At 70.9% G+C, this 24,690-nt stretch carries 16 protein-coding genes and 1 riboswitch; of the genes, 5 read left to right on the forward strand and 11 right to left on the reverse strand.

Annotated features, from left to right (window positions below; translation table 11 throughout):
• Window positions 1-5 precede the first annotated feature (5 nt).
• Window positions 6-905 carry a phosphotransferase gene (locus tag BCF44_RS21795; protein ID WP_170217666.1) on the reverse strand — a complete coding sequence of 300 codons (900 nt, stop codon included), beginning with the start codon at window positions 903-905 and terminating at the stop codon, window positions 6-8.
• A 192-nt stretch (window positions 906-1,097) separates the two neighbouring features.
• Here BCF44_RS21795 and BCF44_RS21800 point away from each other — a divergent pair, with 192 nt between their 5' ends.
• The 5 genes from BCF44_RS21800 (at window position 1,098) to BCF44_RS21820 (ending at window position 7,154) form a co-directional block, all read left to right on the forward strand.
• Window positions 1,098-1,292, forward strand: coding sequence for a tautomerase family protein (locus BCF44_RS21800; protein ID WP_116176206.1), 195 nt, complete (start codon window positions 1,098-1,100; stop codon window positions 1,290-1,292).
• A 794-nt stretch (window positions 1,293-2,086) separates the two neighbouring features.
• A complete protein-coding gene (locus BCF44_RS21805) occupies window positions 2,087-2,779 on the forward strand; it encodes a hypothetical protein (protein ID WP_147328577.1) in 693 nt (230 codons plus the stop codon).
• 244 nt (window positions 2,780-3,023) lie between these two features.
• Complete coding sequence (locus BCF44_RS21810; protein WP_116176208.1) at window positions 3,024-3,779, forward strand: trypsin-like serine peptidase; 756 nt, start codon at window positions 3,024-3,026, stop codon at window positions 3,777-3,779.
• A gap of 210 nt (window positions 3,780-3,989) precedes the next feature.
• Complete coding sequence (locus BCF44_RS21815) at window positions 3,990-5,420, forward strand: putative Ig domain-containing protein (RefSeq protein ID WP_246015387.1); 1,431 nt, start codon at window positions 3,990-3,992, stop codon at window positions 5,418-5,420.
• 297 nt (window positions 5,421-5,717) lie between these two features.
• Complete coding sequence (locus BCF44_RS21820) at window positions 5,718-7,154, forward strand: sialidase family protein (RefSeq protein ID WP_116176209.1); 1,437 nt, start codon at window positions 5,718-5,720, stop codon at window positions 7,152-7,154.
• Between the two features lie 74 nt (window positions 7,155-7,228).
• Here the strand turns inward: BCF44_RS21820 and pip are convergent, their stop codons facing one another.
• The 10 genes from pip to BCF44_RS21870 all read right to left on the reverse strand — a co-directional run bounded on the left by pip (window position 7,229) and on the right by BCF44_RS21870 (window position 24,616).
• A complete protein-coding gene (pip, locus tag BCF44_RS21825; protein ID WP_116176210.1) occupies window positions 7,229-8,191 on the reverse strand; it encodes a prolyl aminopeptidase in 963 nt (320 codons plus the stop codon).
• A gap of 91 nt (window positions 8,192-8,282) precedes the next feature.
• Window positions 8,283-10,934: a WD40/YVTN/BNR-like repeat-containing protein gene (locus tag BCF44_RS21830; RefSeq protein ID WP_116176211.1), complete on the reverse strand. Its 2,652-nt coding sequence runs from the start codon at window positions 10,932-10,934 to the stop codon at window positions 8,283-8,285.
• Window positions 10,935-11,387: 453 nt separating this feature from the next.
• Entirely contained in the window at window positions 11,388-12,311 is a 924-nt protein-coding gene (locus tag BCF44_RS21835; RefSeq protein ID WP_211353145.1) for a COG4705 family protein, read from the reverse strand.
• Window positions 12,312-12,632: 321 nt separating this feature from the next.
• A complete protein-coding gene (gene atzF / locus BCF44_RS21840; RefSeq protein ID WP_116176449.1) occupies window positions 12,633-14,270 on the reverse strand; it encodes an allophanate hydrolase in 1,638 nt (545 codons plus the stop codon).
• On the reverse strand, window positions 14,267-16,303 hold the full coding sequence (locus BCF44_RS21845) for a carboxyltransferase domain-containing protein (RefSeq protein ID WP_116176450.1): 2,037 nt from the start codon (window positions 16,301-16,303) through the stop codon (window positions 14,267-14,269). Before BCF44_RS21845 ends, atzF begins: the two co-directional genes overlap by 4 nt.
• A complete protein-coding gene (locus BCF44_RS21850) occupies window positions 16,300-16,938 on the reverse strand; it encodes an urea amidolyase associated protein UAAP2 (RefSeq protein WP_116176213.1) in 639 nt (212 codons plus the stop codon). Before BCF44_RS21850 ends, BCF44_RS21845 begins: the two co-directional genes overlap by 4 nt.
• Window positions 16,935-17,633, reverse strand: coding sequence for a DUF1989 domain-containing protein (locus tag BCF44_RS21855; protein WP_116176214.1), 699 nt, complete (start codon window positions 17,631-17,633; stop codon window positions 16,935-16,937). The genes BCF44_RS21850 and BCF44_RS21855 overlap by 4 nt, the downstream gene beginning before the upstream one ends.
• A complete protein-coding gene (locus BCF44_RS21860; RefSeq protein WP_116176215.1) occupies window positions 17,630-19,141 on the reverse strand; it encodes an amino acid permease in 1,512 nt (503 codons plus the stop codon). Before BCF44_RS21860 ends, BCF44_RS21855 begins: the two co-directional genes overlap by 4 nt.
• Before the next feature lie 68 nt (window positions 19,142-19,209).
• Window positions 19,210-19,317: riboswitch (guanidine-I (ykkC/yxkD leader) on the reverse strand.
• Window positions 19,318-19,716: 399 nt separating this feature from the next.
• Window positions 19,717-22,626, reverse strand: a complete 2,910-nt coding sequence (locus BCF44_RS21865) for a SpoIIE family protein phosphatase (protein ID WP_116176216.1) — start codon at window positions 22,624-22,626, stop codon at window positions 19,717-19,719.
• A gap of 406 nt (window positions 22,627-23,032) precedes the next feature.
• Window positions 23,033-24,616: a S53 family peptidase gene (locus BCF44_RS21870; protein ID WP_246015389.1), complete on the reverse strand. Its 1,584-nt coding sequence runs from the start codon at window positions 24,614-24,616 to the stop codon at window positions 23,033-23,035.
• Window positions 24,617-24,690: the final 74 nt, after the last annotated feature.

Genomic DNA, 24,690 nt, shown 5'->3' on the forward strand with positions numbered 1-24,690 from the left:
GCCCTCTACGCCTTGCTGTCGCGCCACCAGTAGCGGCCGATGATCAACTCCTCGAGGCCGGCGATCGTGCCGACCCCCGCCTCGGGGTCGTTCTCCAGGCTGAGGCGGACGTCGGCGACCACGTGGCTGGCCTCGCGGACCTCGCAGTCGGCCCGGAGCACATCCGCCGGGGTCCCGGTCGCCTCGGCGACCACGTCGAGCACGAGCGCGGCGTGCGGGCCGCTGAACCGGATCAGGAAGAACCAGTCGTCGGCCGGCTCACCGAACCGGGCCCACTCGAAGTCCAGCAGGGCGGTGACGGTGTCGCCGTCGGCGAGCCAGTTGTCCCAGAAGCAGTCGGCGTGCACGGGGACGTCGGTGCCGGCGTGCTCCGGCGCGCGGTCGGCGATCGCGATCAGGCCGGTGAGGATCCGTCGCGAGACGACGCCGTCGCGGTCGGCCGCCCGAAGACGGTCGATCTCCTCCCGCAGCGCCTCCCGGCCGGTGAAGGCGCCCGAGGTGAACGGCTGGCGCAGGAGCTCGGCGGCGCCCGGACCGGGCGTCCAGGCGTGCAGCCGGTCGAGGCGTTCGACGGCCTGCACGGCGAGGGTCCGCGCGGTGGCGGCGTCGGTGTGGGGCAGGTGCGCGCCGGGCGAGGCGCCGGGCACGCGTTCGTAGCATGCGTAGCGCACGCCGTCCCGGCGGCCGCTGGCCAGCAGCGGGGCGGTGATGCCGTGGGGCAGTTGCGGCGACAGGGCGATCTCGTGGTCCAGGCGAGTGTGGCGGTCGGTGAGCTTCACGACGACGTCCCCGCCGACGTAAACCCGGTGCGAAAGGCTGTGGACCGCTTCCAGGGGGCCGGGATCGCGGCCGAGGGCAGCCGTCGCGATCTCGCGGGCAGTCGGCGGCCGGTTCGCGGAGGTCACGTGATCAAAGTACCGGCTGGCGGGCTCCGACAATCGCTGTTCGGCCCAGCACAACGTCCGCCGACGACGAGCCCGATGCCTCCGCCCCGGCACGACCATGGCCGCTGTGTCCGCCGTCACTGTGCACTTCCGCCGGCTGGTGCCATCGTTGTCCCGGCCCGAAGTTCCCGATCACGTCGGAGGAGAGCGCCCGTGCCACTCGTCCAGGTCTCACTCGCTGCCGGTCGTACGCCCGAGCAGATCCGCTCGCTGATCAGTGAGCTGACCGCTGCCGTGGTCCGCGCCGTGGACGCGCCGGCGAGCAATGTCCGGGTGATCGTCACCGAGGTTCCCGCCACGCACTGGGCCGCCGGCGACGTCACGATCGACGAACGCGCGCGGAGCTGACCGCCGGCTGGTGACGCCCCGTGCTCGTGACTGGGCGAACCGTGTGCGCGGCGTGACGCCGGGCTTTCGGCGGGCGATGACCGTCCCCAAGGTCTGTCGACGTCTGCTCGACGCGGGCCTCATCGAGGAGCACGGGATGCGGACCGGCGGGCCCGGCAAGCCCGCGGCGGTCGTCAAGCTGAATCCGGGCGGCGGGGTTCGTGGTCGACGTGCACATGGATCCGGCCGCGGTGAACTACGTGCTCGTCGATCTCTCCGGCGCGATCAGGGATCACTCGCCCCCGGGCGCCCCGACCGCCGGGGAGGCGAGTGAGCCGGTAGTCCACTGTAGACGAATGCTGTGATGCCCGTGTGGGCGTGGCCGGCCCAGTGTGGCGGAAGCGCCGGGTCTTCGTGGCGGCCCTGACGCGCCATGGGTCGGTCCGCGAACTCGCCGTGCAGCCGCCGGCAGTGTTCGGTCGAGTAGCAACCGTTCGGTGACGAACGTGGCTCAAGCCCGCTGATCGGCCGTCACACGAACTCATGTGAGGTTCGCGCGTACTCCATTCGGATTCACTCGATTGCTTTCCGTTTGGATCACTCGATTGCATCACGCAGGGTGGCCGAATCGCAATTTATAGTGATGGTGGGCGTATATTGGCGACGCCGTGAGGTTTGATATGCGTTGCCGTATCGACACTCAGTCGCGGCGATGGCCGGTTCGTGGTCGGCATCCGGTGTGAGGCGATCGAAAAGCAGAAGGAGGACCTGGCATGCACGTCATAAGTGCCCTGAAGTCGTGGAGGCCCGTCATCGTGGCAGTGCTGAGCTTGAGTGCGCTCGGGCTCACAGCAGCGCCTGCTCTGGCATCGGGGGATCGTTATGTGAATCTGCATCAGTGTGTGTACACCAACGGTAGGTTCCTGTACGCCAACGTTCTGTCGAACACGCCCAACACGTCCTTCAACACCGGAACGAATATCTCGGACACGCGTGACACCGTGGCCCAGTGCGGCCGGGGGACCGGCGGTTGGCGACCTGATTCGCCGAACGTCGCAGTGCAATCCCTGGATCGGGTCCGCGGCCGGTTCCTGAATTTGCATCAGTGTGTGTACACCAACGACAGGTTCCTGTACACCAATGTTCTGTCCAACACGCCCAACACGTCCTTCAACACCGGAACGAATCTCACCTACACGCGGGACACCGCGGCACGGTGTGGTCCCGGGACCGGCGGTTGGCGGCTCGATTCGCCGAACGTGGCCGTGCAGTCCCTGGATCTGGCCGGCGGCCGGTTCCTGAATCTGCATCAGTGCGTGTACACCAACGGTAGCTCTCTCTACACCAACGTGCTGTCCAACACGCCCAACACGTCCTTCAACACCGGAACGAATATCTCGAACAGGCGTGACACGGTGGCAAAGTGTGGTCCCGGGACCGGCGGTTGGCGGCTCGATTCGCCGAACGTCGCCGTGCAGTCCCTGGATCTGGCCCCGGGCGCGCCCTGACGAAGGAAAGCACACCCCGAAGGGACGTCACCACGTTGATCGGCAGCCCGCCGTCGCCAACCTCCGCAGCGGTGCCGAAGCGTCGGAACGGGCCGCGCCCGGCAGGTGCGGCCCGTTCGCTGCCGCAGGGGGCGCTGAGCACTGATGGTCACGTTCGGTCCCGTGAGCGGCGCACCGGGAAACCGTCGGCGCGACCTAGGATCCGGTGCTGCTGAGACAACCTCACGGGCCGAGGGGGAGCGGGATGAGAACCGTATTGCGGGTGTTGGCGGCTGCGGTTGCGATGGTGTCCGTGACCGCCGGCGCGGCGTCGGCGACGGCCGGCGCGGCACGGACGTGGTCGACGCCGATCGGCGTGCTCGCATCGAGCAACACCGGCAGCGGTCACTACTGCTCGGCGAGCGTGGTCGACAGCCCGCACCACGATGTGGTGCTCACCGCCGCGCACTGCGTGTGGAACACCGATCCGACGAAGACGGCGGTCTGGTTCCTGCCGAACTTCCACAACGGCAGCGCCGACGACACCTACGGCCGGTGGCGCGCCGTGAAGATCATCGTGCCGCCCAAGTACCTGCAATGGCGCAACTCCCACCCCGCGCCGCCGGGACAGGACCGCACCAACCCGTACGACTTCGCCTTCCTGGTCGTGTCCGGCGACGTGCAGGGCCGCACCGGCGCGCTCACCCCACTGACCCAGGTCGACGCGCACAGCACGCCGACCACCGTCGCCGGCTACAACCACACCAGCGGCAACCTCTCGCACTGCGCCAGCACGGCCGACGGCTGGAAGTACGAGGGCAACTGGTACCTGAAGGTGAACTGCCCGTCGGTGAGCCTGAGCGGCGGCACCAGCGGCGGTCCGTTCATCGAGACGAACACGAATCGGGTGATCGGCGTGATGGGCGGCTACCAGGAAGGTGGGCCCACCCCGTACACCGACTACAGCTCGTGGTTCCAGGGCGATTTCACCGCGGCGTACGCCGCGGCCGAGCGCGGCTGACCGGAACAGCGCGGGGAATTCTGCTCGGTTGTCCGAGTCACGTGGCGGGACCCCACGATCGGCGGGTTGAGCTGCGGCTTGTGCCGTGTTGCCGTCGTCGGTACGCCGGTCGCGGATTCATCGGAGATTCCTCGCGCGTTCGCCCACACGCGGGGGAGTCCCGCTGATCCTGTCCGGTGACCCTGCCGTCACGACCTCAGGGAGGCCGAGGTGCGGACACCGAGAAGAACCCTGGCCCTGTTGTCCACCATCGCCTGTGCCGCGTTGCTGGGACTGACCATTCCGGCCAGCGGCGCGAACCCGTCGCACGATCCCGATTCCTGGCAGGCCAATTCCGTCGGCGGTGACGAGGAGAACGAGGAAGTCGTCGCCAACCCCGCGGCCGTCACGGCGAGCTGCGGGGTGGAGCGGTGGGCGGTCAAGACCGGCACCGACGCGGACGCCGGCAAGATCACCCTCCAGTCCACCAGCAACAGCACCATCGCCGCGCTGACGTCGCTGCCCGCGCCGTCGAGCCTGCCTTCCGACAACCGGGTCCAGCCGACCGAGACGACCGTGTTCCGGGTGCAGGCCACGCTGACCGAGTACAAGCTGGAGACCGACTCCGACTTCCACCTGGTGCTGTCCGACGGCTCCGGGCACACCATGATCGCCGAGATCCCGGACCCGGCCTGCGTCGGCGCCGGCAGCCCGCTGGCCTCCAGCATCCAGAAGGCCCGCTCGGAGTTCACCGCCAAGTACACGCCGACCAGTTCGTTCAAGACGGCCAATGTGCCGGTGACGATCACCGGCGTCGGGTTCTTCGACTTCCTGCACGGCCAGACCGGCGTCGCCCCCAACGGCATCGAGCTGCACTCGGTGCTGGACGTGCAGTTCGGCAGCGGGGGCGGCGGGTCGGTGTCGGTGACCAACCCCGGCGACCAGACCGGCGTCGTCGGCACGGCGACCGGCGTGCAGGTCTCGGCCTCCGACACCGCGGGCGGCACGCTCGCCTACAGCGCCGCGGGTCTGCCGGCCGGGTTGTCGATCAACTCCTCGTCCGGCCTGGTCTCCGGCACGCCGACCACGGCCGGCGCCAGCACGGTGACCGTGACGGCCACCGATTCCACCGGGCCGTCCGGATCGACGACCTTCCACTGGACGATCAACCCCGCCGGCGGCGGTGGCTGCACGGCGACACAGTTGCTGGGCAATCCGGGGTTCGAGACCGGCAGCGCGTCGCCGTGGTCGACCAGCAGCGGCGTGATCAGCAACGACACCAGCGAGCCACCGCACTCGGGCGGCTACGACGCCTGGCTGGACGGCTACGGCTCCACCCACACCGACACGCTGTCGCAGCAGGTGACGCTGCCCAGCGGCTGCACCACCTACGCGCTGAGCTACTGGTTGCACGTCGACACCGCGGAGCCGACCACCACCGCGTACGACACCCTGACCGTGCAGATCCTCAACGGTTCCGGGTCCGTGCTGTCGACACCGGCCACGTACTCCAACAAGGACGCGGCCGCCGGCTACGTGCAGCATTCCGTTGACCTGTCGGCATATCAGGGGCAGACGATCACGGTGAAGTTCACCGGCGCCGAGGACTCGGTCAAGCAGACGTCGTTCGTTCTCGACGACACCGCGCTCACCGTGAGCTGATCACCGGGACCCGCCGGGCTGTCGTGCCCGGCCCGGCGGGCCACCCCGGTCGCAGTGGGAACTTCACATCACAGTCGCTTGATACGGAAGCACTTCACCCACCTGGCCGCAGTCACATATCTGACCGGAACACCCTCTTTCCGTCCGAAGTGGACATACCTTCGGCGTGGGCCACGCGGCGGCTTTACCCGCTGTCGGATTTGTGGCTGGATGGGCGTCGAGCCATGGTTCCGCGGCCCTTGCCGCCCGCCGCATCTGACGCGGCGACCCTGCTACACCGAAGAAGGTGATGGCACCATGCCTCGCGTTTCCCGCACCCTTCTCGCCGCACTGCTCCCGCCCGTCGTCATCGCCGCCGTGCTGGCCACGGCGGGTCCGGCGTCCGCCAACGTCGCGGTTACCCAGGTAAGCACCGACCCGTTCACCGACGCGCAGGCCCAGCACCGCACCGAGGTCGAACCCGACACGTTCTCCTTCGGCTCCACCATCGTGTCGGCGTTCCAGGTCGGTCGGGTCTCCGGCGGCGGATCCTCCAACGTCGGGTTCGCCACCTCCACCAACGGCGGCGCCAGCTGGACCCAGGGGTTCCTGCCCGCCACCACCGGCAACTCCGGCGGCCCGTGCGGTCAGATCAGCGACGCCTCGGTCGCCTTCGACGCCAAGCACGGCGTCTGGCTCATCTCGTCGCTGGGCGTCAACTGCCCGGGCACGCCGGTGCTCACCAGCCGCTCCACCAACGGCGGCCTGACCTGGAGCAACCCGATCACCACGGCCACCGGGTCGAACGACAAGAACTGGATCGTCTGCGACAACACCGCCACCAGCCCGTTCTTCGGCAACTGCTACACCGAGTACGACGTCACCAGCTCCGGCGACTCGCTGCGGATGAAGACCTCCAGTGACGGCGGCCTGACCTGGGGCCCGGCCCGCGCCACCGGCAACAACGCCACCGGCCTCGGCGGCCAACCGATCGTGCGGCCCAACGGCACCGTGGTCGTGCCCTACCAGTCGCTCAACGACCAGATCCGCTCGTTCACCTCGACCAACGGCGGCGCGAGCTGGGGCAGCACGGTGCTGGTGTCCGCCGTCAGCCGGCACACCGACGCCGGCAACCTCCGCGCCGAGGCACTGCCCTCCGCCGAGATCGACTCCGCCGGCACCGCCTACGTGGTCTGGTCGGACTGCCGGTTCCGCTCGGGCTGCCCCAGCAACGACATCGTGCTCAGCAAGTCGACCAACGGGACCACGTGGTCCGCCCCGACGCGGGTCCCGATCGACGCCACCAGCAGCACCGTCGACCACTTCGTGCCCGGCATCGGCGTCGACCCGTCGACGGCGGGCGCAACCGCAAGGATCGGCCTGACGTACTACTTCTATCCCACGTCGAACTGCACTGCGACGACCTGCCGGCTCGACGTCGGCTTCATCTCGTCCACCAACGGCGGCACGAGTTGGAGCGCCGCCACCCAGGTCGCCGGGCCGATGACGCTGTCGTGGATCCCCAACACCTCGCAGGGCCGCATGTTCGGCGACTACATCTCCACCTCCGTCCGAGCGGGTGGCAATGCCTTCCCGGTCGTCCCGATCGCGTCGGCGCCCAGCGGGTCGACGTTCGCGATGGGGATGTTCGCGCCGAGCGGCGGCCTGGCGATCACCGGCGGAGCCGTGCGCTCCGCCGACACTCCCGCAGTCCAGTCACACGGCCAGCCGGCAAGGACGAGCGCGGCTTTCTAGGAACCGCAACGCACCGTAGGGGCTCACCGGAGGTCCGCACGGTGAGCCCCTCCGGCATTGCGCCTGGACAAGACTCATCGGCGGTCGGCGAACTCGTCGACCGCTTGGGCGAGAGCGGCCTTGAAGGTCGGACTGCCTGTGTGTCCGGCGTCCTCGATGACGACCAGGCGCGCGTCCGGCCAGTTCTGCGCGAGCTCCCAGACCGGCTGGACCGGGCAGCTCAGGTCGTGACGGCCCTGGATCACGACGCCGGGAATGCCGGCGAGCCGGCCGGCGTCGCGGATCAGCTGCCCCTCCGCCAGCCATCCGCGGTGGCCGAAGATGTGGGCGCAGATCCGGACGAAGGCGATCTGCGCGTCACCGACGATGGTCGAGTAGAGCCCGGAGCCGCCGTTCGGCTCCAACGAGATGGCGGTCTCCTCCCAGCGCAGCCATTCGCTCGCGGCCGCGGACCGCACCTCGGGATCAGGATCCTCCATGAGGCGTGAGTACGCCAGGACCAGGTCGCCGTCGCGTTCCGGTTCGGGCACAGCCAGCCGGAACCGGTCCCAGGCCTCGGGGAAGACCCGCCCGAGATCTCGGTACAGCCAGTCCACCGTCGAGGGCCCGACCAGCATGGCGCTGGGCATGATCAGCTCCGACACCCGCTCCGGGTGGCGTTGAGCGTAGGCCAGGACCAGCGTCGCGCCCCAGGACCCGCCGAACATCAGCCATCGCTCGACGCCGAGATGCGTGCGTAGCCGGTCGAGATCGGCGACCAGGTGTTCGGTGGTGTTGCGGCTCATGTCGGCCGCCGGGTCGCTGGCGTGTGGCGTGCTGCGGCCGCAGTTGCGCTGGTCGAACTGGATGATCCGGTACCGCTGCGGATCGAACAGCCGCTTGGTGCCCCTCGGCATGCCGGCGCCTGGGCCGCCGTGCACGATGACCGCCGGCTTGCCGTCGGGGTTCCCGTACACCTCGTAGTAGATCTGGTTGCCGTCGCCGGTGTCGAGATAGCCGGTGCCGCACGCTCCATCGAGCTCGTACGGGCCGGCCATGCCATCAGCTCCTTGCGTGACAAGCCGCTGGCGCGTGGTGCGGGCGGCGGCGGTTGCCGGTGGGTGGCCGGCAATCGCCGCCGTCATGTAATCACGGCATCGCGGTCTGCCAGATGCCGCGGCCGTGGGTTGCCACGTAGAGCTGCCGGCCGTCGGGGCTCGGCGTGAGGTAGACCGCCGCCGACACCGGCAGGTTCGTGCCGAGCCGCGACCAGTGGCCCAAGCCGTTGGCCTTGACGTTGTCCACGAACACGCCGAGGTCGCTGGCGACGATCAGCGTGCCGTCGGGCGCGATCCGCAGCTGGTTGGCCGGCGCGTCCGGGAACGCGTCGGCCGCGGTGTCGCCCCCGGTGACGTCGCTCCAGGTGGCGCCGCCGTCGGTGGTCTTCCAGACGTGGCCGTAGCCGGCGCCGGGACCCTCGTTCCAGTGCCGGGAGAAGCCCGAGACCGTCGCGTACACGGTCCCGCCGGTCGGATCGGACGGGTCGATGGTGACGCCGGAGACGTAACGCACCGGGAAGGCCGCGGGCAGGGTGAGCTGGTGCCAGCTGCCGCCGTAGTTGGTCATGATGCCGCGGGCGAAGGCGGCGCTCGGGTTGCAGTCGCCGCACCAGGCCGCCCAGACGACGTGGTTGCGGCTGGCGATCGCGGTGATCGAGTGGCCGGCGCCGGAGTCGGCCAGCTTCTGCCAGTCGGCGCCGGAGGTGCTCTGCCACGTCTTGGTGTCGGCGTAGGCGAACTCGCCGCCGGCCACCCAGTAGCCGGCGTCGGCCGAGTCGGCCGCGAACGGCGCGATGAACCGGGCGTTCGGGTCGTTCGGGCTGATGTCGGTGATGGCCGCCGGCGTGCCGTCGTCGTTGGCCGTGTAGCCGCAGTCGTTCGTCAGCGACATGGCGAGGTTGGTGTACTCGCCCACGGTCTGACAGCCGTTGCTCGGGTTGACCAGCTGGTCCCCGCCGTCGCCGCCGAACGGCTCGGACATCTGGCCGCTGGGGTTGAGGTTCTCCGTGACGGGCGTGGTCGTGCCGGGGTAGGTGTAGGTGTACTTCGCACCGGTCGGAGTGGACAGTGCAACACCGTTGTCCTGCAAGCCACCCCACACCGCCACGCCGCCGGTGGGCAGGGTGCCGACGCCGACCGAGTAGAACTGCAGCGTACGCAGCGTGCCGCTGGCGTTGAGGTTGCGCCAGCCGGTGGTCTGGCTGGTCGGCCGGGCGTACGCGCCGCCGTCGTTGCCGATGTAGACCTCGGGAGCCCGGCCGGGCCACGCCGAGAACGCCAGCGCGTGCTGGTCGGAGTGCATCACGTTGCCGTCGCAGGTGTTCTGCGCCGGCGTGTAGCTGAAGCAGGACATGCCGAGGTTCCAGTACCGGCCGGTGGTCTGCCAGGTCGCGCCGCCGTCCCAGGTCTCGTACATCTCCTCCAGGCCGAGGTAGACGTGCCGCGGGTTGGCCGGGTCGACCGCCAGCGACTGGTCGTACCAGGCCTGCGTGCCGGGCTGGTAGCCGGCGCCGATCTCGGTCTTCTTCATCGCCGAGCCGGTGTTGGCCAGCGCGCTGGACGTCGCGACCTGCGCGTAGGGGCCGTTGATGTCGCCGCTGCCGCTGGCGAAGACGCCGGCCAGCGCGCTGTAGCCGCTCTGCCCGCCGGCGGCCTTGTTCAGCAGCGTCGGCGACTCCATCACGACGTAGAGCCGCGACCCGTCCGCGGCGTACGCGAACGTCGCGTTGCCGATGTCGTGCGGGTTGATCGCGCCCTGCGGATTGGCGGTCTGCCAGGTCGTGCCGCCGTCGCCGGAGTAGTAGAAGCCGTTGTAGGTGGCGCCGCCGCGCCAGGCGACATTGGCGACGAGCTTCAGACCATGGCTGCCCGGCTGAATCGCGAGGTCGTTGGCGATGTCCGCGTAGTACGAGCTCGTGCCGCAGGCGATGCCGCTGATGCCGACCCCGGCACACGGGGCGAGCACCTGTTGCCAGGCAGTGGTTTGCGTCGCGGCGACCGGCCGGCGGTAGACGCCGTGGGAGGTGACCGCGTAGACGTACCCGGCGTCGTAGTCGAATCGAAGCTCGTGGATCGAGGTGCTCTCGAGTTCGACGCCGCCGACTCGGTCGTTCCGCGAGAACGTGCCGGTGGCCGGATCGGCCAATCGGTACACGCCGGTGCCAAGGTAGTTCTCGTACGCGGTGGTGGCCTCGCCGGTGCCCAACCACAGTGCGCCGTCCGAGGCGACGGCGAGCGAGCCGACGGACAGCGCGGGCAGGCCGTCGGCGATCGGCGTCCAGGTGGCGCCGTCGTCGCTGGAGCGGAACACGCCGCCGTCCGCCGCGCCGGCGTAGACCACGCCGGGATGGGTCGGATCGGTGGCCAGCGCGGCGATACGGCCGGCCGAGAAGCCCGCGCCGCTGCCGGAGTTGGACGCGTTGCGATCGCGGAAGTGCAGGGAGTCCGAGTTGAACGGCTGGGTGGTCACCTCGCCGTAGGTCGCGCCGGCGACCGGTATGCCGAGCACGTGGTTCCACGCGGCGCCGTAGGCGCCGGGAAGCACGCTCGCGGTGGGGGAGAGCCGTTGGTCGTCGAACGAGTTGATGGAGTCCATCAGTTCGCCGGAGTCCTCACCGGCGACGGTGTGCTGGGCGGTTGACGGTGTCTGCGCCTGTGCCACGCCGACGGCGATGACGAGCAGTGAGGCCGCGCCGGCGGCCGCGAGCCGAATACCGCGGCGGCGTTGTCGCGATAGGGCCATTGTCCCCTCCGAACTGGTGGATCGCACCGAACGACTGCGTCTGCTGCGGGACGGACCACGAGCGCAGCCCGCTGACCGGCCAACTCGCCGTCGCGGACGGGGTGGCCGCGGCGGCGAGCGGGTCGGTCAGCGGGCGTCCGCTCGCGACCGGCGCACCGTCCAGCAGGAGCTCGGCGGTGCGCCGGTCGAGACGGCGGCGGTGGTGCGCGCTCATCTCGTCTGTTCAGCGTCGGCGGCGTGAAATACGTCACTCCGGCTCGCTGACCAGCGGTTTTGTCGGCCTGTCGGCTCAGGCTCCATCGGCCACCACCTCCACGCCCACGGAGCTGCCCGATATCGCGACATCTCCGTTCGGGCTGTGGGTGTTACGCCGGACGGTCGATCATCCGGTATAAACCGGACAAACCGTCCACTGTGGCGGCGACGTCGGACGGTGCCGGCCGTGCGCGGTCGTCAGGCCGGCTCCGCCGAGAGGTCGAGGCCGGTGCGGGCCCTCGGCGCCTGGGTGGTGACCGCGCCGTTGGGCTGCTGCGGTCGCCCGGTGCGACGGCTGACGGGGTAGGGGAGCGGCTCCAACGGGTGCCGGCGAAGACCGTAGGTCTGGTACGCGACCAGCGCGAGGAGCAGGGCGAACAACGTCACCGAGCCCCACAGGGTTCCCCAACCGAGCCCGCCCTCGTCGACCGGCTTGATCAGCGAGTCCCCGCCCGCGGCGCCGAGCGGCCGGGTGAGGATGAACGCCAGCCAGAACAGCACCATGCCGTTGATGTTGGTCAGGTAGTGCGCGGCGATGATCGCCACCATGATCCCGGCGATGATGAGGAAGGCGTTGGCGAAGCCCAGGCCCGTCTCGTCGGACAGCCAGTCGCCGCTGGCGGTGCCCAGCGTGTTGGACACCAGGATCGCCACCCAGTAGAGGATCTCGCCCTTGCGGCTGGCGATGTTCTCCACGTCGTAGGTCTGCCCGGTGCGCCACCACACGAGGAAGATGAGGCCCAGCAGGCTGGTCAGGACGAGTGCGCCCCAGCCGTAGCCGATGCCGTTCTCGGCACTGCCCGAGCCGGGGCCGCGGTCGATGAAGTCCGAGATCTCGGTGCCCACCATGCTGGTGCCGAGCACGACGGACCAGTAGACCGCCGCGTGGAACCGCTTGGCCCTGAGCTGGATCGTGAGGACGACGGCGAAGAACGTGAGAAAGATCAGCGCGGTGAGGACGTAGCCGATCTGGAGGGTGATCCCGAACAGGTCGCCGGCGGTTTCGCCCAACGTCACCGCGACGATCTTCAAGGCCCAGAACAACACGGTGACGTGCGGCAGCTTGCGCAGCACATAGCGGTCGAGATGTGCTGGAATCTCCGCCCCTGAGGTGTGGCTCATGATGCTCCGTTCCGATGTGGCAGTGTCCGCGGACATGCCGTGATGGGGAGTGAAGACCGTCCGGCGATCCCACGTCTGAGGTGGTGTCGGGGCGGAGCGGACACGCCGGACGAGCCGTGAGCCGGGCTCGGTATCGGTCCTTTCCGGTGGTGTGACAGGGCCCGGAGGAAACGGCGGAACTCACTGTGCCGCAAACCCGCGCAGGCGGCCAGAGTTGACCTTTGACGTGGTCCCTGGGCGGTGCCGAGCATCCCTCCGAAGCGGCAGTTCGGGACACCGGAGTCCGGAACCGTGGACCAGTCGGAACCCGGCGACGGAGAGCTAGGTGCCGGACGTGGTTGGCCGGCCGGCCAGATAAGCTCGCCAGCCGACGTATCCGGTGATCTCTCGGGTGGGATCGGCGCAGCCGCTGTCGGCGACGAAGCCGAGCACCGTGCTGCCGTCGTCCAGTGCGAGGGGGCCGAGGTGCAGCGGCGGCGCGATGCCGGGCAGCAACTCGCCGACGGCGGCGGCGGGCAGATCCCACACCTCGACCTCGAAGCCGCCCGGTCCACTGCCCGCTACCAGGCCCGGTCGCGGGAACGGTCCGTCCACTGTGTACATCCGATGTCCCGGTGCCGTGCGGGCCCTGCTGTGCAGACTGCCGCCGAGACGGACGAGGTCGGCGTTGGCGGGTTGACCGGTGAGATGGGCTCCGGCGACAGCCAGCAGACACCGTTCGACAACGGGCCGCTCGGCCTCGCCGGTCCACCGGGCCGCCAGGTCGAGCAGTGGCGCGTCGGCGAAGGCGGGTGCGATCAACTGCACACCGAACGGCAGCCCGTCGGCGTCACCGGCCGGGACCGCGACCGCGCACAGGTCGAGCAGGTTCACCATGTTCGTGAACACGCCGAGCCGCGCGTTCGTCCCGACCGGATCGGCGGCGACGTCGGCGAGTGTCGGATGCCCCGGCGTCACCGGCAGCACCAGGGCGTCGACGCCGACGAAAGTCCGTTCCGCGATCGACCCCAACCGGGCCAGTTCGCATTGGGCGGCGAACACGTCGGCCGCGCCGAAACGGCCGCCGGCCAAGACGATCTGCCGCACGGTCGGATCCACGCCGGGGCCGTCCAACTGGTCGCCGAACGCGGCCAGCCGCTCGGCGACCAGCGCCGACCCGTAGAGCAGCCGCGCGGCCGCCAGGAACGGGTCGGCGTCCACCGGCACTACGTGCGCGATGCGCCCGAGGCGGTCCACAGCGGCGGTCCAGGCTGTCTCGTACGCCGGGTCGAGGTCCAGGGGCCGGTCGGGGACGGCGACCACCCGCATCCGTGCCGCGACACCGTGAGGAAGCCTCGGCGGCATCGGCCGCGAGTACGGGTCGGCCGGATCGTGACAGGTCAACGCCTCCAGCACCGGCCGTGCGTCCCCGACGGTGCGGGTCAACGTCGTCACGCAGTCCAGCGACGGGCACGCCGGCAGCACGCCGCGGGTCGACACCAGGCCACGTGTCGGCTTCACGCCCACCAGTCCGTTGAACGCGGCCGGCACGCGTCCGCTGCCCGCGGTGTCGGTGCCCAGCGCGAACGGCACGACGCCCAGCGCGACGGCAACCGCGCTGCCGGAACTGCTGCCGCCGCTGACGTGGTCGGCGGACGCCACGCAGTGGCACGCCCCGTACGGCGACCGGGTGCCGACGAGACCGGTGGCGAACTGGTCGAGGTTCGTCTTGCCGATCGGCACCGCGCCGGCGGCCCGCAACCGCTCCACGGCGAACGCGGTCCGGGCCGCCGGGTCGGTCCGATCCGGGCATGCGGCGGTGGTCGGCACGCCCGCGACGTCGATGTTGTCCTTGACGGCGAAGGGCATGCCGCCGAGTGGGCCGTCCGACCCGTCCGGTGCGTCGTCCAACAGCGTGATGAATGCCGGCTGGTCGATCTCGGCGGCCAGCTTGAGCGCGGTGCGCACGTCGTGGCTCATGCCCGCCACCTTTCCCGCTCGGCGGCGAAGGCCGCCTCGCGCGCGGTCCGGAAGCGCGCGATCTCCTCGCCGTGTCGGCGTTCGAGGGCGGTGATCTCGGCCAGGCCGAACGCCGCCGGCTGGGTGTCCAATGTGGACCTTCCGGCCAGGATGTCGGCCCGCAGGTCGGCCAGTTCCTCGACGCTGACGGGTCGGAACCGTAACCGGTCGAACTGCCGCAGCAGCCACGGCCGTTCGGCGGCGCCGGGCACGTGCCGCCACACCGGCACGGTGCGCCCGACGAGTTGGTAGCCGCCGGGGCCTTCCATGCCGTACACGCAGAGGTACACGCCGCCGATGCCGACCGCGTTCTGCGGCGTCCACGTGCGGGCGGGGTCGTACTTGGTGGTGACCAGCCGATGCCGGGGATCGATGGGAATGGCCACGGGCGCGCCGAGGTACACGTCGCCGAGGCCGACCACGAGGTAGGTCGCGTCCCGCACGATGTCGAAGACGTCGTCCCGCTCGGCCAGCGCGTTGACGCGCCGGATGAACTCGACGTTGTCCGGGCACCACGGGGCGTCCGGCCGAACCGACCGGGCGTAGCGGGCCATCGCCTCGTGCGCGGCCGGGTGGTCGAACGCGATCGGCAGCGTCACCTCGCGCACGTCCAATGTGACGGTGTCCGGATCGGGCACGCCATCGGCCAACTCGTCCAGCACGTCGGCGAGACGAGGCAGCGGGCAGGCCAGTGGGTCGACTTGCACCAGCAGCGACCGCACGCCCTCGACGATCTCCCGGACGCCGGCGACGGCGGAGCCGCGCAGCGCCTCCGCGAGCAGATGCACCCACAACCGAACGCGCAGGTCGAGCTGTGGGGGGCCGGCCTCCAGCAGCACGTGGTGGTCGCCGGCGCGTCGAATGATCACCGCAGGGGTGTCCGCCGTAGCGGTCCGGGACTGCAACAGGCCGTGGTCGCGCAGCAGTTCGGGACGCACGCCCGGCGGCGCCGAACGTGGTGCGGGCACGCCGGCCAGCGACCGTTCGAACGCGTCGGACACGGCGGCGATCGGGTCGGCGAGCAAGGCGTCGCGCTCCGCGTTGGCCGCGTCGGCCTCGTCCGGCGACACCAACGCCAGCCGCACGGTGTCGCCCGGCCGGGCCTGGGCGAACATCCAGCGGTCGGCGCGGATCACGGTGTAGGGGACGACGAAACCACCGAGGCTCGGCCCATCCGGCCCGACCACGACCGGGGTGTCGCCCGACAGCATGATGCCGCCGATCGGGTAGGCGCTGTCGTGGATGTTGGACGGGTGCAGGCCGGCCTCGCCGCCGTCCTGTCGGGCCCACTGCGGTCTGGGCCCGACCAGCCGGACGCCGGTGCGGTCGGCACGGTGATCCACAGTCCAGGCGGCCGCCAGCAGCGCGGCGGCGCCGGCGTCGGTGAGGTGTTCCGGGGCGCCGTGCGGGCCGGCCAGCACGCGCACCGTCCACGTCGATCCCAGCGACGGCAGCACGGACGTCACGTCCATCGGCGCGGCGAGGTTCTCCTCACGTCCCAACGGGATCGTGTCGCCGACCGTCAGCGCGCGGCCGGCGAGCCCGCCGAATCCACCGAGCAGGAACGTCGCGCGGCTGCCGAACTCCGGCGGGGCCGCGACGCCGCCCCCGACGGCGACGTAGGCCCGGAAGCCCGGAGTGCCGCACGGGCCGACGTCGACGACCGAGCCCGCGCCGACGACGGCGACGGTGCCGGGTCGCAGCGGCCGACCGTCCACAGTGGCCTGATGTGCCGACCCCGTGACGCAGACCGTGGTCCGCCGGTCGAAACGCAGGACCGGGCCGGTGGCCACGGCCTCCAACCCCGCGGCCGTCGGCGGGTTGCCCACCGCCGCGTTGGCCAGGGCGAAGGACAGGTCGTCCCAGGCGCCGGACGGCGGCACGCCGACGTCCCACAGGCCGCCGCGTCCGGCCAGATCCTGCACGGTGGTCTGGGTTCCGGCCGTGAGCACCGTGGCGGTCGCGGCGCGGACGCCGTGCTCGACGACGGTCACGACGACCACCAGCCCAGCAGCCGGACGGGGGTGGGATCCCAGCCGTTGCAGGGGTTGTTCACCTGGGGACAGTTGCTGATCAGCACCAGCAGGTCCCGTTCGGCCCGCACCTGGACGTGCTTGCCCGGCGCGGACACCCCGTCGGCGAACGTGAGACCGCCGTCCGCGGTGACGGGCACGTTCATGAAGAAGTTGATGTTGTGACCGAGCCGGCGGGCGTCGATGCCGGCCGCCGCGCCGTAGCGGAGGAACGTCTCGCGACAGGCGTGCTGGTGCCGGGTGTGCTCGCCGTAACGGACCACATTGGATTCCTGCGCGCACGCGCCGCCGAGAGTGTCGTGCCGGCCGCAGGTGTCGTCGGTGATCGTCGCCAGCACGTCCAGTTGCACCGACAGCAGCCGGGAGCCGGTGGTCAGGTAGACCGCCCCCTGCTCGCGGACGGTGTCGAACGCGCTGTACCGGTTGTCCACGTCGGCGGCGTCGTAGAAGAGCGTGTCCACGGCCTGGTTGCCGTACAGGTCGACGATGCGGAACGTGCCGCCGGCCGGGATGGTGCCGAGGAAGCCGTCGCCGGCGTCGACGACGGTGTCCAGCACGGCCGTCGTCGGGTCGAACTCGAGTTCGGTCGCGGTCACGCCAGCACCTCCTTCGCGAGCAGCAGGGCACGCTCGCTCTCGGCGCGGAACGCCCGGGACGGGTCGTCCGGTCCCGGCGGGTCGGTGGCCCGCACCTCCGCTCGTACGGGCTGCGGCGCCCAGCGCGGATCGAGCGGATGCGGCGCGGTCGACAGGATCGCCAGGACGTCGATCTCGGCGCGCAGCGCGACCCAGTCGCCGGTGGTCGCGTGGTCCGGTTGAAACGTCAGGGATCCCGCCGCGTCGTCGGCCGTGGCCGCCTTGGCGAAGAAGTTCACGCACCCGTGCAGATCCGCCGTGTCGCGACCGTGCTTGCGCAACTCGGAGAGCAGCCCGGCGCGGGCCGATCGACGCCACGCGTTCCCGTCGCGCTGATAGCTGGACGGGGCGACGTGCGCGTCCGTGGAGTGGCCGCACAGCGCGTCGTGCCAGGGGAGCGACGACCCGGTGACCGAACACAGCGCGAGGCCGCGGTCGGACATCAGCACCATCGGCGGCCGGATCGTCGCCGACATCTGCGCCTTCAACGTGTCGGGGATGTTCAGCCGATCCACCGGGTGCCCGGCGGCGAACAGCAGCGTCGAGCAGTTGGCGCCGGGGCCGAGGGCGGTCAGCCGGAGTTCCCGGCCCGCCCGCACCAGCACCGACCACGCCGCGCCGCCCGGAATTTCGTGGGAGACGAGGACGTCGCTCACTCGGCACCGTCCAGGGCCAGCACGGCCAGCGCGGGCCTGCGGGTACGCGTCGCGTAGGCGAGCGCCCCGACGGCGAGCGTCCCGATCAGGAACAGTGGCGCGAACCACTGGAGGTAGAGGTGGCCGCCGGCCGGGTCGAACACTTCGACCCGTGGCCAGCCGAGGTTGATCGCCATCAGCGCGCCCCAGACGACCGCGAGGACGTTCACGACGACACCCCAGCGGCCCAGGCTGAACTCGTCGGCTCGGGCCGGCAGTCCACCGCGCAGGCGGCGCACCAGCAGCGGCAGCGTCACCATGAGGTACGCCAAGTACAGCAACATGATGCAGACGCTGGCGATCGTGGTGAACAGCGCCGGATTGCCGACGTTGACCAGCAGCAGCGCCGCCGCCAGCACTCCCACCAGGACCGAGGCACGGACCGGCGTGCCGGTGCGCGGGTTGACGGTCGCCAGGCCGGCGGAGAACGGCAGCACGCCGTCGCGCGACATGGAGAACACCATCCGGGTGGCGGCGGTCTGGATGGCCAGCGTGCATACGGCGATCGCGATCGCGACGTCCACCAGGAACACCCGCCCCAGCGTGTCGCCGAGCCTGCTGGTCAGCACGAAAGGCAGGCCACGGGCGGGATCGCCGAGGCTGCCGTCGGTCACGCTGCCAGCCGCCATCAGCGTGGCCAGCAACATCAGCGCGCCGCCCAGGCCGGACACCAGGACGGCCCGGACGATGGTGCGTGGTGTGGTGCGGCGCGGATCGCGGGTCTCCTCGGAGAGCTCACCCGCGCTGTCGAACCCGACCAGGACGTACGCGGCCATCAGGCCCGACACCGCGAACGACCAGAGGTAGCCGTGCCCGGCGGTGCCCTGGGTCTCCAGCACCACCGCGGGTCCACGCTCGGCGTGGGCGAACAGCGCGACGCACAGCAGGGCCACGCCGACCAGTTCGCACGTCACCCCGACGCTGTTGATCACGGACATCAGCCGCACCCCGGTCGCCGTCACGGCCGTGGTGAGGCAGAGCAGGAGCACGCCGAGCACGACGGCGTTGGCGGCGCCGGTCGGGCTGGTCAGCGAGCTGTCGCCCGGCACCAGTTGGAATCCGGACCAGACCGGCGGCAGCACGACCTGGAGCGCGATCGCGGCGCCGGCCAGGGTCACCACCTGCGCGACCATCATCAGCCAGCCGGCGGTCCAGCCCCACAGCCGGCCGCCCAGCCGGGTGGCCCACTGGTAGATCGCGCCGGAGATCGGGTACCGCGCGGCCAGCTCGGCGAAGCACAGCGCGACCAGCAACTGTCCGATCAGGACGATCGGCCACGTCCAGAAGAACGCCGGGCCGCCGAATCCGAAGCCGAAGAAGAACAGCTGGAACACCGTGGTGAGGATGGAGACGAACGAGAAGCCGGCGGCGAACGAGCCGTAACTGCCGATCTTGCGCCGCAGCTGCTGGCCGTAGCCGAAGGTGGACAGGTCCCCCGAGTCGCTGGCGGAGTCGACCTCCGCCGCCATGGATCTGACGCTCACGACAGCCTCCGGATCGTGCGAGCCCGGACCACGAGCGCAGTCCGGGGCCGATGGCCTCCCGGGCTTTTCTCCCGCCGTGGAACGGTCCCGCTGCCGGCGGACCGCCTGCGTCTCTCGGACCAGACCCGCCTCGCGGCGGCGGAACCCTAGACGCGCCCCGCGCTGCCGCGGGTCGTGACCAGTGCACCCGTGGGCGGTGTCGGTGCCGGGTCGGCGTGGTGAACCCCGTGTATCGGGAGCGGTCGGTGCCCGGCCAACGGTGTCACGCCGTGTTCACACAAGCCACGGCGCCACGGGTTGCGCACGAACGGCGACTCCGGCCGGTTCGACTCTTGACGCCGGAGTTCTGACTTCGTAGACATGACTGCGCAGTCAGGACCCTGACCTGCATCGATATCATCGAAATCCGCCGATATCCGGTCGAGAACGTCGGGACCGGGCGGTTCCTGACGATTGCCCAGGGCGTGCCGACCGACCTGGCCAAGGCGCTGTCCTGGAGCGAGATCGACACGCCGGACCAGTACTGGACGGTTCGTCGCATCGACGACTGAGCAGCTGGTTCACTCGCGCCGATCGTCGACCACGACCCGGGTGAGCCCGGTCAGGTCGAGCAGGCGCCGAGCCGGACCGTCCGAGGGCAGGCGGACATCGACCTCGCCATGGCCTCGGGCGGTCCGCACGGCTTCCAACAGGAGACCGACGCCGACGCTGGCCAGCCAGCGGACGCAGCGGAAGTCGAGCACGATCGGACGGTCGCCGGCGAGTTCGTCGAGCAGGGTGCGGCGCACGGCGGCGACGCCGGCCAGGTCGAGCACGCCGGCGACCTCGACCCAGTGCCGCCCACCCGCGTCGTGGGACCGTACGGCGGCGTCGGGTTCCCGTGCGTCGGGGTGTCGATCGACGGCGTCGGTCGGCGGCGGCACGGTCGAGGCCGGAGGCAGCCGGAACCGCACGACCGTGCCGGCCGAGCCGACGTCGATGTCCACCTCGTCCGCGAGCGCTTTGATGATCTGCACACCGCGGCCCCGAAACCCGGGATCGAGTGGCGGGGGTTGCCACACGCCCTGGTCCGCGACGGTGATCCGGAGCCCGCCGTCGCGGTCGGCCGACAGCGTGACCTGCACCCGTCCCGGCCGGTCGGAAGTTCGGTATGCGTGTTCGACGGCGTTGCCGGTGGCCTCGCCCAGGGCCAGTTGCAGGTCGTCGAGCTCGTCCCCGCCCAGCCCGATGCCGGCGGTCCACTCGGCGACCTGTCTTCGCAACGCCGCGAGCTGATGGGGCTGCGCGGGCAGGTCCGTGTGCAGGGGCGCCGGCAGGATGCGAACCGCGACGAGTGCGATGTCGTCGCCGGCGCCGTCGTGATGGCCGAGTTCGTTCAGCACTCGGTCGACCAGTGCTGGGAGGGGCAGCGCACGGCAGGGCGCGGCCACGGCGGCGAGCCGGTTCAGGCCCTCGTCCAGCAGCGCGTCACGACGTTCGACCAAGCCGTCGGTGTAGAGCAGGAGGGTCGCGCCGACCGGCAGGTTCGTGGTGACTTCGGGGCGGCTGCCGCTCGGCAACGTCAGCGCAGGGCCCAGCCCCTCGTCCAGGAAACCGGCGCCGTCGAGTCCGGCGAGCAGCATCGGCGGATGTCCGGCCCGGCTGTACACCAGCCGTCCCGTCGCCGGCTCCAGCCGCAGGCACGCCACGGTGGTGACCTCGGCGCCGGCCACCTGCGCGGCGAAGCGGTCCAGCAGGTCCAGTGCCCGCCCGGGTGAATGGCCGGCGAGCAGCAGGCTCGCCAGCGCGCTGCGCAGCTGTCCCATCACCGCCGCCGCGGCGGAGCCGTTGCCGACGACGTCGCCCACGGCCACCGCGACCTGGCCGTCCTCGAGCTCCAGGACGTCGAACCAGTCGCCGCCGGCCTGCGTTCCCTCCACCGCCGGCACGTACCGGACCGTCACCGCCAGCCGGTCCACCGTCGGCAGCCGGCCGGGCAACAAACTGCGTTGCAGGGTCTCCGCCGTCTCCCGCCGCACGTCAGCCAGCGCGGCGCGCTCGAACGCGGCCGCCGCCTGCGTGGCCAGGGCGGACAGGAACGCGCGTTCCTCCTCCTCGAACAGCCGCCGCTCGGTGAAACTCGCCGACAGCGCGCCCACCACGCGGCCGGCCACCGCCAGCGGCAGCGACACCGTCGCCTCGGTGTCGGGACGCAGCGAGTCCACGGAGTCGGGATAGCGCCGCGCCCATTCGTCCCGGCCGGCCAGCCAGACCGGCCGGCCGGTGTTCGCCGCCTCCGCGAACGGGAAGGCCGCGTCCGGTCTGACCCTGGCGAACCGGTCGACCCGTTCGACACCCTTGCTGTACACCAGATGCAGCCACCCGTCCGAGCCGAGCCGGCACACACCCACCGCCGACGCGCCCAGCGCCCGTGCCGTCCCGTCGGCCAGCACCTCGGCCGCCTCGGCGACGGTGCCGGCCGCGGCCAGCGCCACCGTGATCTCGTGCAGGTGGCGCTGGCGCTGCGCCAGACGCTCCGCGGACACCATCGTCGCGATCCGCTGGCCGAGATCGCGGGCCAGCGCCAGCTCATCGTCCTCGTAGTGGCGGTCGTCGCCGGTGGTCACCAAGGTCAGCAGGCCGACGAGCTGGCCGGCGGCGACCAGCGGAGCCACCAGCACGCTGCGCGTGCCCAACGCCGTCACGGCGGCGTGGCGCGCCGGATCGCCGGCGGTGGCGTCTTCCACCAGGTCGTCGGTGATCTCCGGCAACACGAACGGCTCCCCGGTCCGGTAGACCTCCTCCAGGCGGGGCGGCGCGGCGATCGCGCCCAGGTCCAGGACCTGTTGTGCGACGTCCGCGGGCGCCACGGCGACCGGTCGGTAGCGCCCGTCGGTGCCTCGCAGCCACACGTTCGCCCGGTCGCAGATCTCCGACACGGCGAGCTCGGCGACGGCCGTCAGGCGCTGCTCGACCGTGCCGGGTTCGGACAACGCCCGGCCGGCCGCGGCCAGGAGCGCCGAGGCTCGCTGCTGGCGGCGCTGCTCACTGACGTCGATCAGCACGGAGTGCATCGCCGGGCCTTCGCCGTCCCGGGTCACGTGCACGAGATGGCGCAGCCACACCCATCGGCCGCTCTCGGCGCGCACCCGGTAGGTCAGGGTCAGGTCGCCCCGCGCCTCGGTGACCACCCGGACGGCCTCGTCCCGGTCCTGGGGGTGCAGGATCCGCTGCCACAGGCCGTCCTCCGCCAGCCACTGGGCGACCGGGTAGCCGAGCAGGTCCTCCGTGCGCTGGTTGACGAGGCGGAACCGCAGCGTCGTCGGGTCCTGTTCCCACACGATCGCGTTGAGTCCGGCCAGCAGCGCCCGGAGCTGAGCCGCACCGGCGGTGTTCGGCACCGCCCGCGGCTCCTGTTCCCCCGAAGCCGGGTCGCGGCCGATTTCCGCCCGCACGTCGTCGGCCTGGAACGGATCCACCGTCGCGCTCACGCAAGCACGGTAGCCCGGAACCGTCCGTCTCGGCGCTTGCCATGCCCAGCGGCGCCCGCCCGCTCGCGACGGTCACCAGTTCCGGCTGCCGTTCGCCACCACCTCACCATGTGACGCACCGGGGGCATCGCGGCAAGATCCCGGTCGTCCCGCGCAATCTTCGGTCGAAACCGGAATTCGTGAAATTGTGAATTCCGCGTGCCCGCGAATGTGTACCGGCGCGTGGGGCAGCTGAACCGGAGCATCGCGGCCGGTGGCTCGGTGGGCTCGGTTTCAACGGCACTGACATCGGCGCGGCCCCGGCGCCGACCGTGTTCTCCCTCGACGGCGTCGTTTGTTCGTCGGTGTCGCCCAAGCCTGACGGGGTCGCCGGCACTGCCGGCGACCCCTGATCACGCGTCGGTTCTCAGCCCGCGAGTGCTGAATACAGGCCGGAGGCGATGGGCGTGCCCCAGCCGGTCACCTTGTCGTAGCCGGTGGCCGCACTGTACGAGCCGTTGCTGCCGGACTTGATGTCGTGGAACACCTTGCTGTAGCTGGAGCCCTTGCCGATGCTGGCGAAGGTGGCGTCCAGGTTGCCCTGGTCGCCGCCGAGCTCGTTGTCGAGCAGGGCGGTGATGCCCGACCACACCGGTGCGGCGCAGCTGGTGCCGCCGTACTCGACCCAGCTGCCGGCCGAGTAGATCGCGTACCCGGTGCTGGGGTTGGCGTCCGCGGACACGTCGGGCACGGTCCGGCCGGAGAACGACGTCGACACGCCGCCACCGCCGTCGGCCCAGGCCGTCTCCTTCGACCAGGCGCCGGCGCTGGTCTCGGTCAGCGTGGTGCCGCCGACACCCGACACGTCGGGGTCCGACGCCGGGTAGTCCACGGCGGTGGTGCCGTCACCGCAGTCGTCGGAGCCGCTGTCGCCGGACGCCGCGTAGAAGCTGATGCCCTCGGCGACGCCTTGGGCCAACGCGTCGTGGGTGCTCTGGATGGTGGCCGAGGAGCTGGCGGTCTCGCACTCGCCCCAGGAGATCGAGGTGACGCCGACCTTGTCGTCGGCGGCGATCTGGGCGGCCATGTCGATCTGGCCCTGGTCGCTGTTGGGCGCCTCGTACACGTAGGTCTTGGCCGCGGGGGCGACCGCCTGCACGATCTCGATGTCCAGCTCGACCTCGCCCTGGCCGTCGCCGGGGCTGGAGTTGTAGTTCGCGCCGTCCACCGACACGGTGCTCGGAGTCGGCGAGCCGAGCCCGTAGTTGCTGTCGTAGGTGGAGATGTTGCTGGTCTTGAAGCCGTCGAACTCCCACAGCGCCACGGATTCGCCGCTGCCGGTGCCCAGCCCGCTCACGCCGTAGCCACTCTTGATCTTGCTCGGGGTCAGCCCGGACGCCGCCTTTGACGTGGCGGCCGGCTGCTTCACGGCGTCGGCGTGCAGCACCGCGTGGTTGTCGAGGCCGGTGATCGCGGCGACCGAGCCGGCGATCGCGGCCGGCAGCGTCGGCTCGGTCGCGTTGGCGTAGAACTCGTGGCCGTGCTGGCGGTAGAGCCTCAGTTCGGTGTTGAACGCGTTGCCCACCTGGTCGGCGGTGCCGGTCGCGTCGATCACCTGGCTGTCGGCCTGGTGCGGCGTGACCGACAATCCCCGCGAGGCCAGGAATGCCGACACGGAGTCGACCTCCTGTCGGGTCGGCCCGAACCGCGCGGTGAACTGCGCGGGAGTGAGGAAATGCCGGTATTCGGACGAATGGGGGTCGCCGACCGCGGCCACGAATTTGTCCAGTCCGGCCTGGTCGCGCAGTTTCAGTGAGACGGCGACCGACACCTTGTCGGTCGCGGCCGGCCGGCCGACGGCGACACTGGAGGCGACGGCCGGATTCACGGTGTGCGGGACGGCGACCAGCGGCGTCGTGGCCGCCGACGCCGTGGTCGCGGCGAGCATCGCACCGGCGATGACCGGCAGGGGGGCGATGCTGGCCGCTAATACGCGCAGGGATTTCTTCACGTCACACTCTCTCGCTCAGGGTGTGGGTTCTGTCGTGTTTGCGGAGAATCTTGGCCGTAGTGGGCGGCTCGCAA

Source organism: Kutzneria buriramensis (assembly GCF_003387475.1).
GTDB classification, from domain to species: Bacteria; Actinomycetota; Actinomycetes; order Mycobacteriales; family Pseudonocardiaceae; genus Kutzneria; species Kutzneria buriramensis.

Bases quoted from the DNA above. Each gene is read 5' to 3' on its own strand.
- BCF44_RS21810 (WP_116176208.1), top strand. From the start codon at position 3,024: ATGAGAACCGTATTGCGGGTGTTGGCGGCTGCGGTTGCGATGGTGTCC.
- BCF44_RS21820 (WP_116176209.1), top strand. From the start codon at position 5,718: ATGCCTCGCGTTTCCCGCACCCTTCTCGCCGCACTGCTCCCGCCCGTC.
- pip (WP_116176210.1), bottom strand. From the start codon at position 8,191: ATGGCCGGCCCGTACGAGCTCGATGGAGCGTGCGGCACCGGCTATCTC.
- BCF44_RS21830 (WP_116176211.1), bottom strand. From the start codon at position 10,934: ATGGCCCTATCGCGACAACGCCGCCGCGGTATTCGGCTCGCGGCCGCC.
- BCF44_RS21835 (WP_211353145.1), bottom strand. From the start codon at position 12,311: ATGAGCCACACCTCAGGGGCGGAGATTCCAGCACATCTCGACCGCTAT.
- atzF (WP_116176449.1), bottom strand. From the start codon at position 14,270: ATGAGCCACGACGTGCGCACCGCGCTCAAGCTGGCCGCCGAGATCGAC.
- BCF44_RS21860 (WP_116176215.1), bottom strand. From the start codon at position 19,141: ATGGCGGCGGAGGTCGACTCCGCCAGCGACTCGGGGGACCTGTCCACC.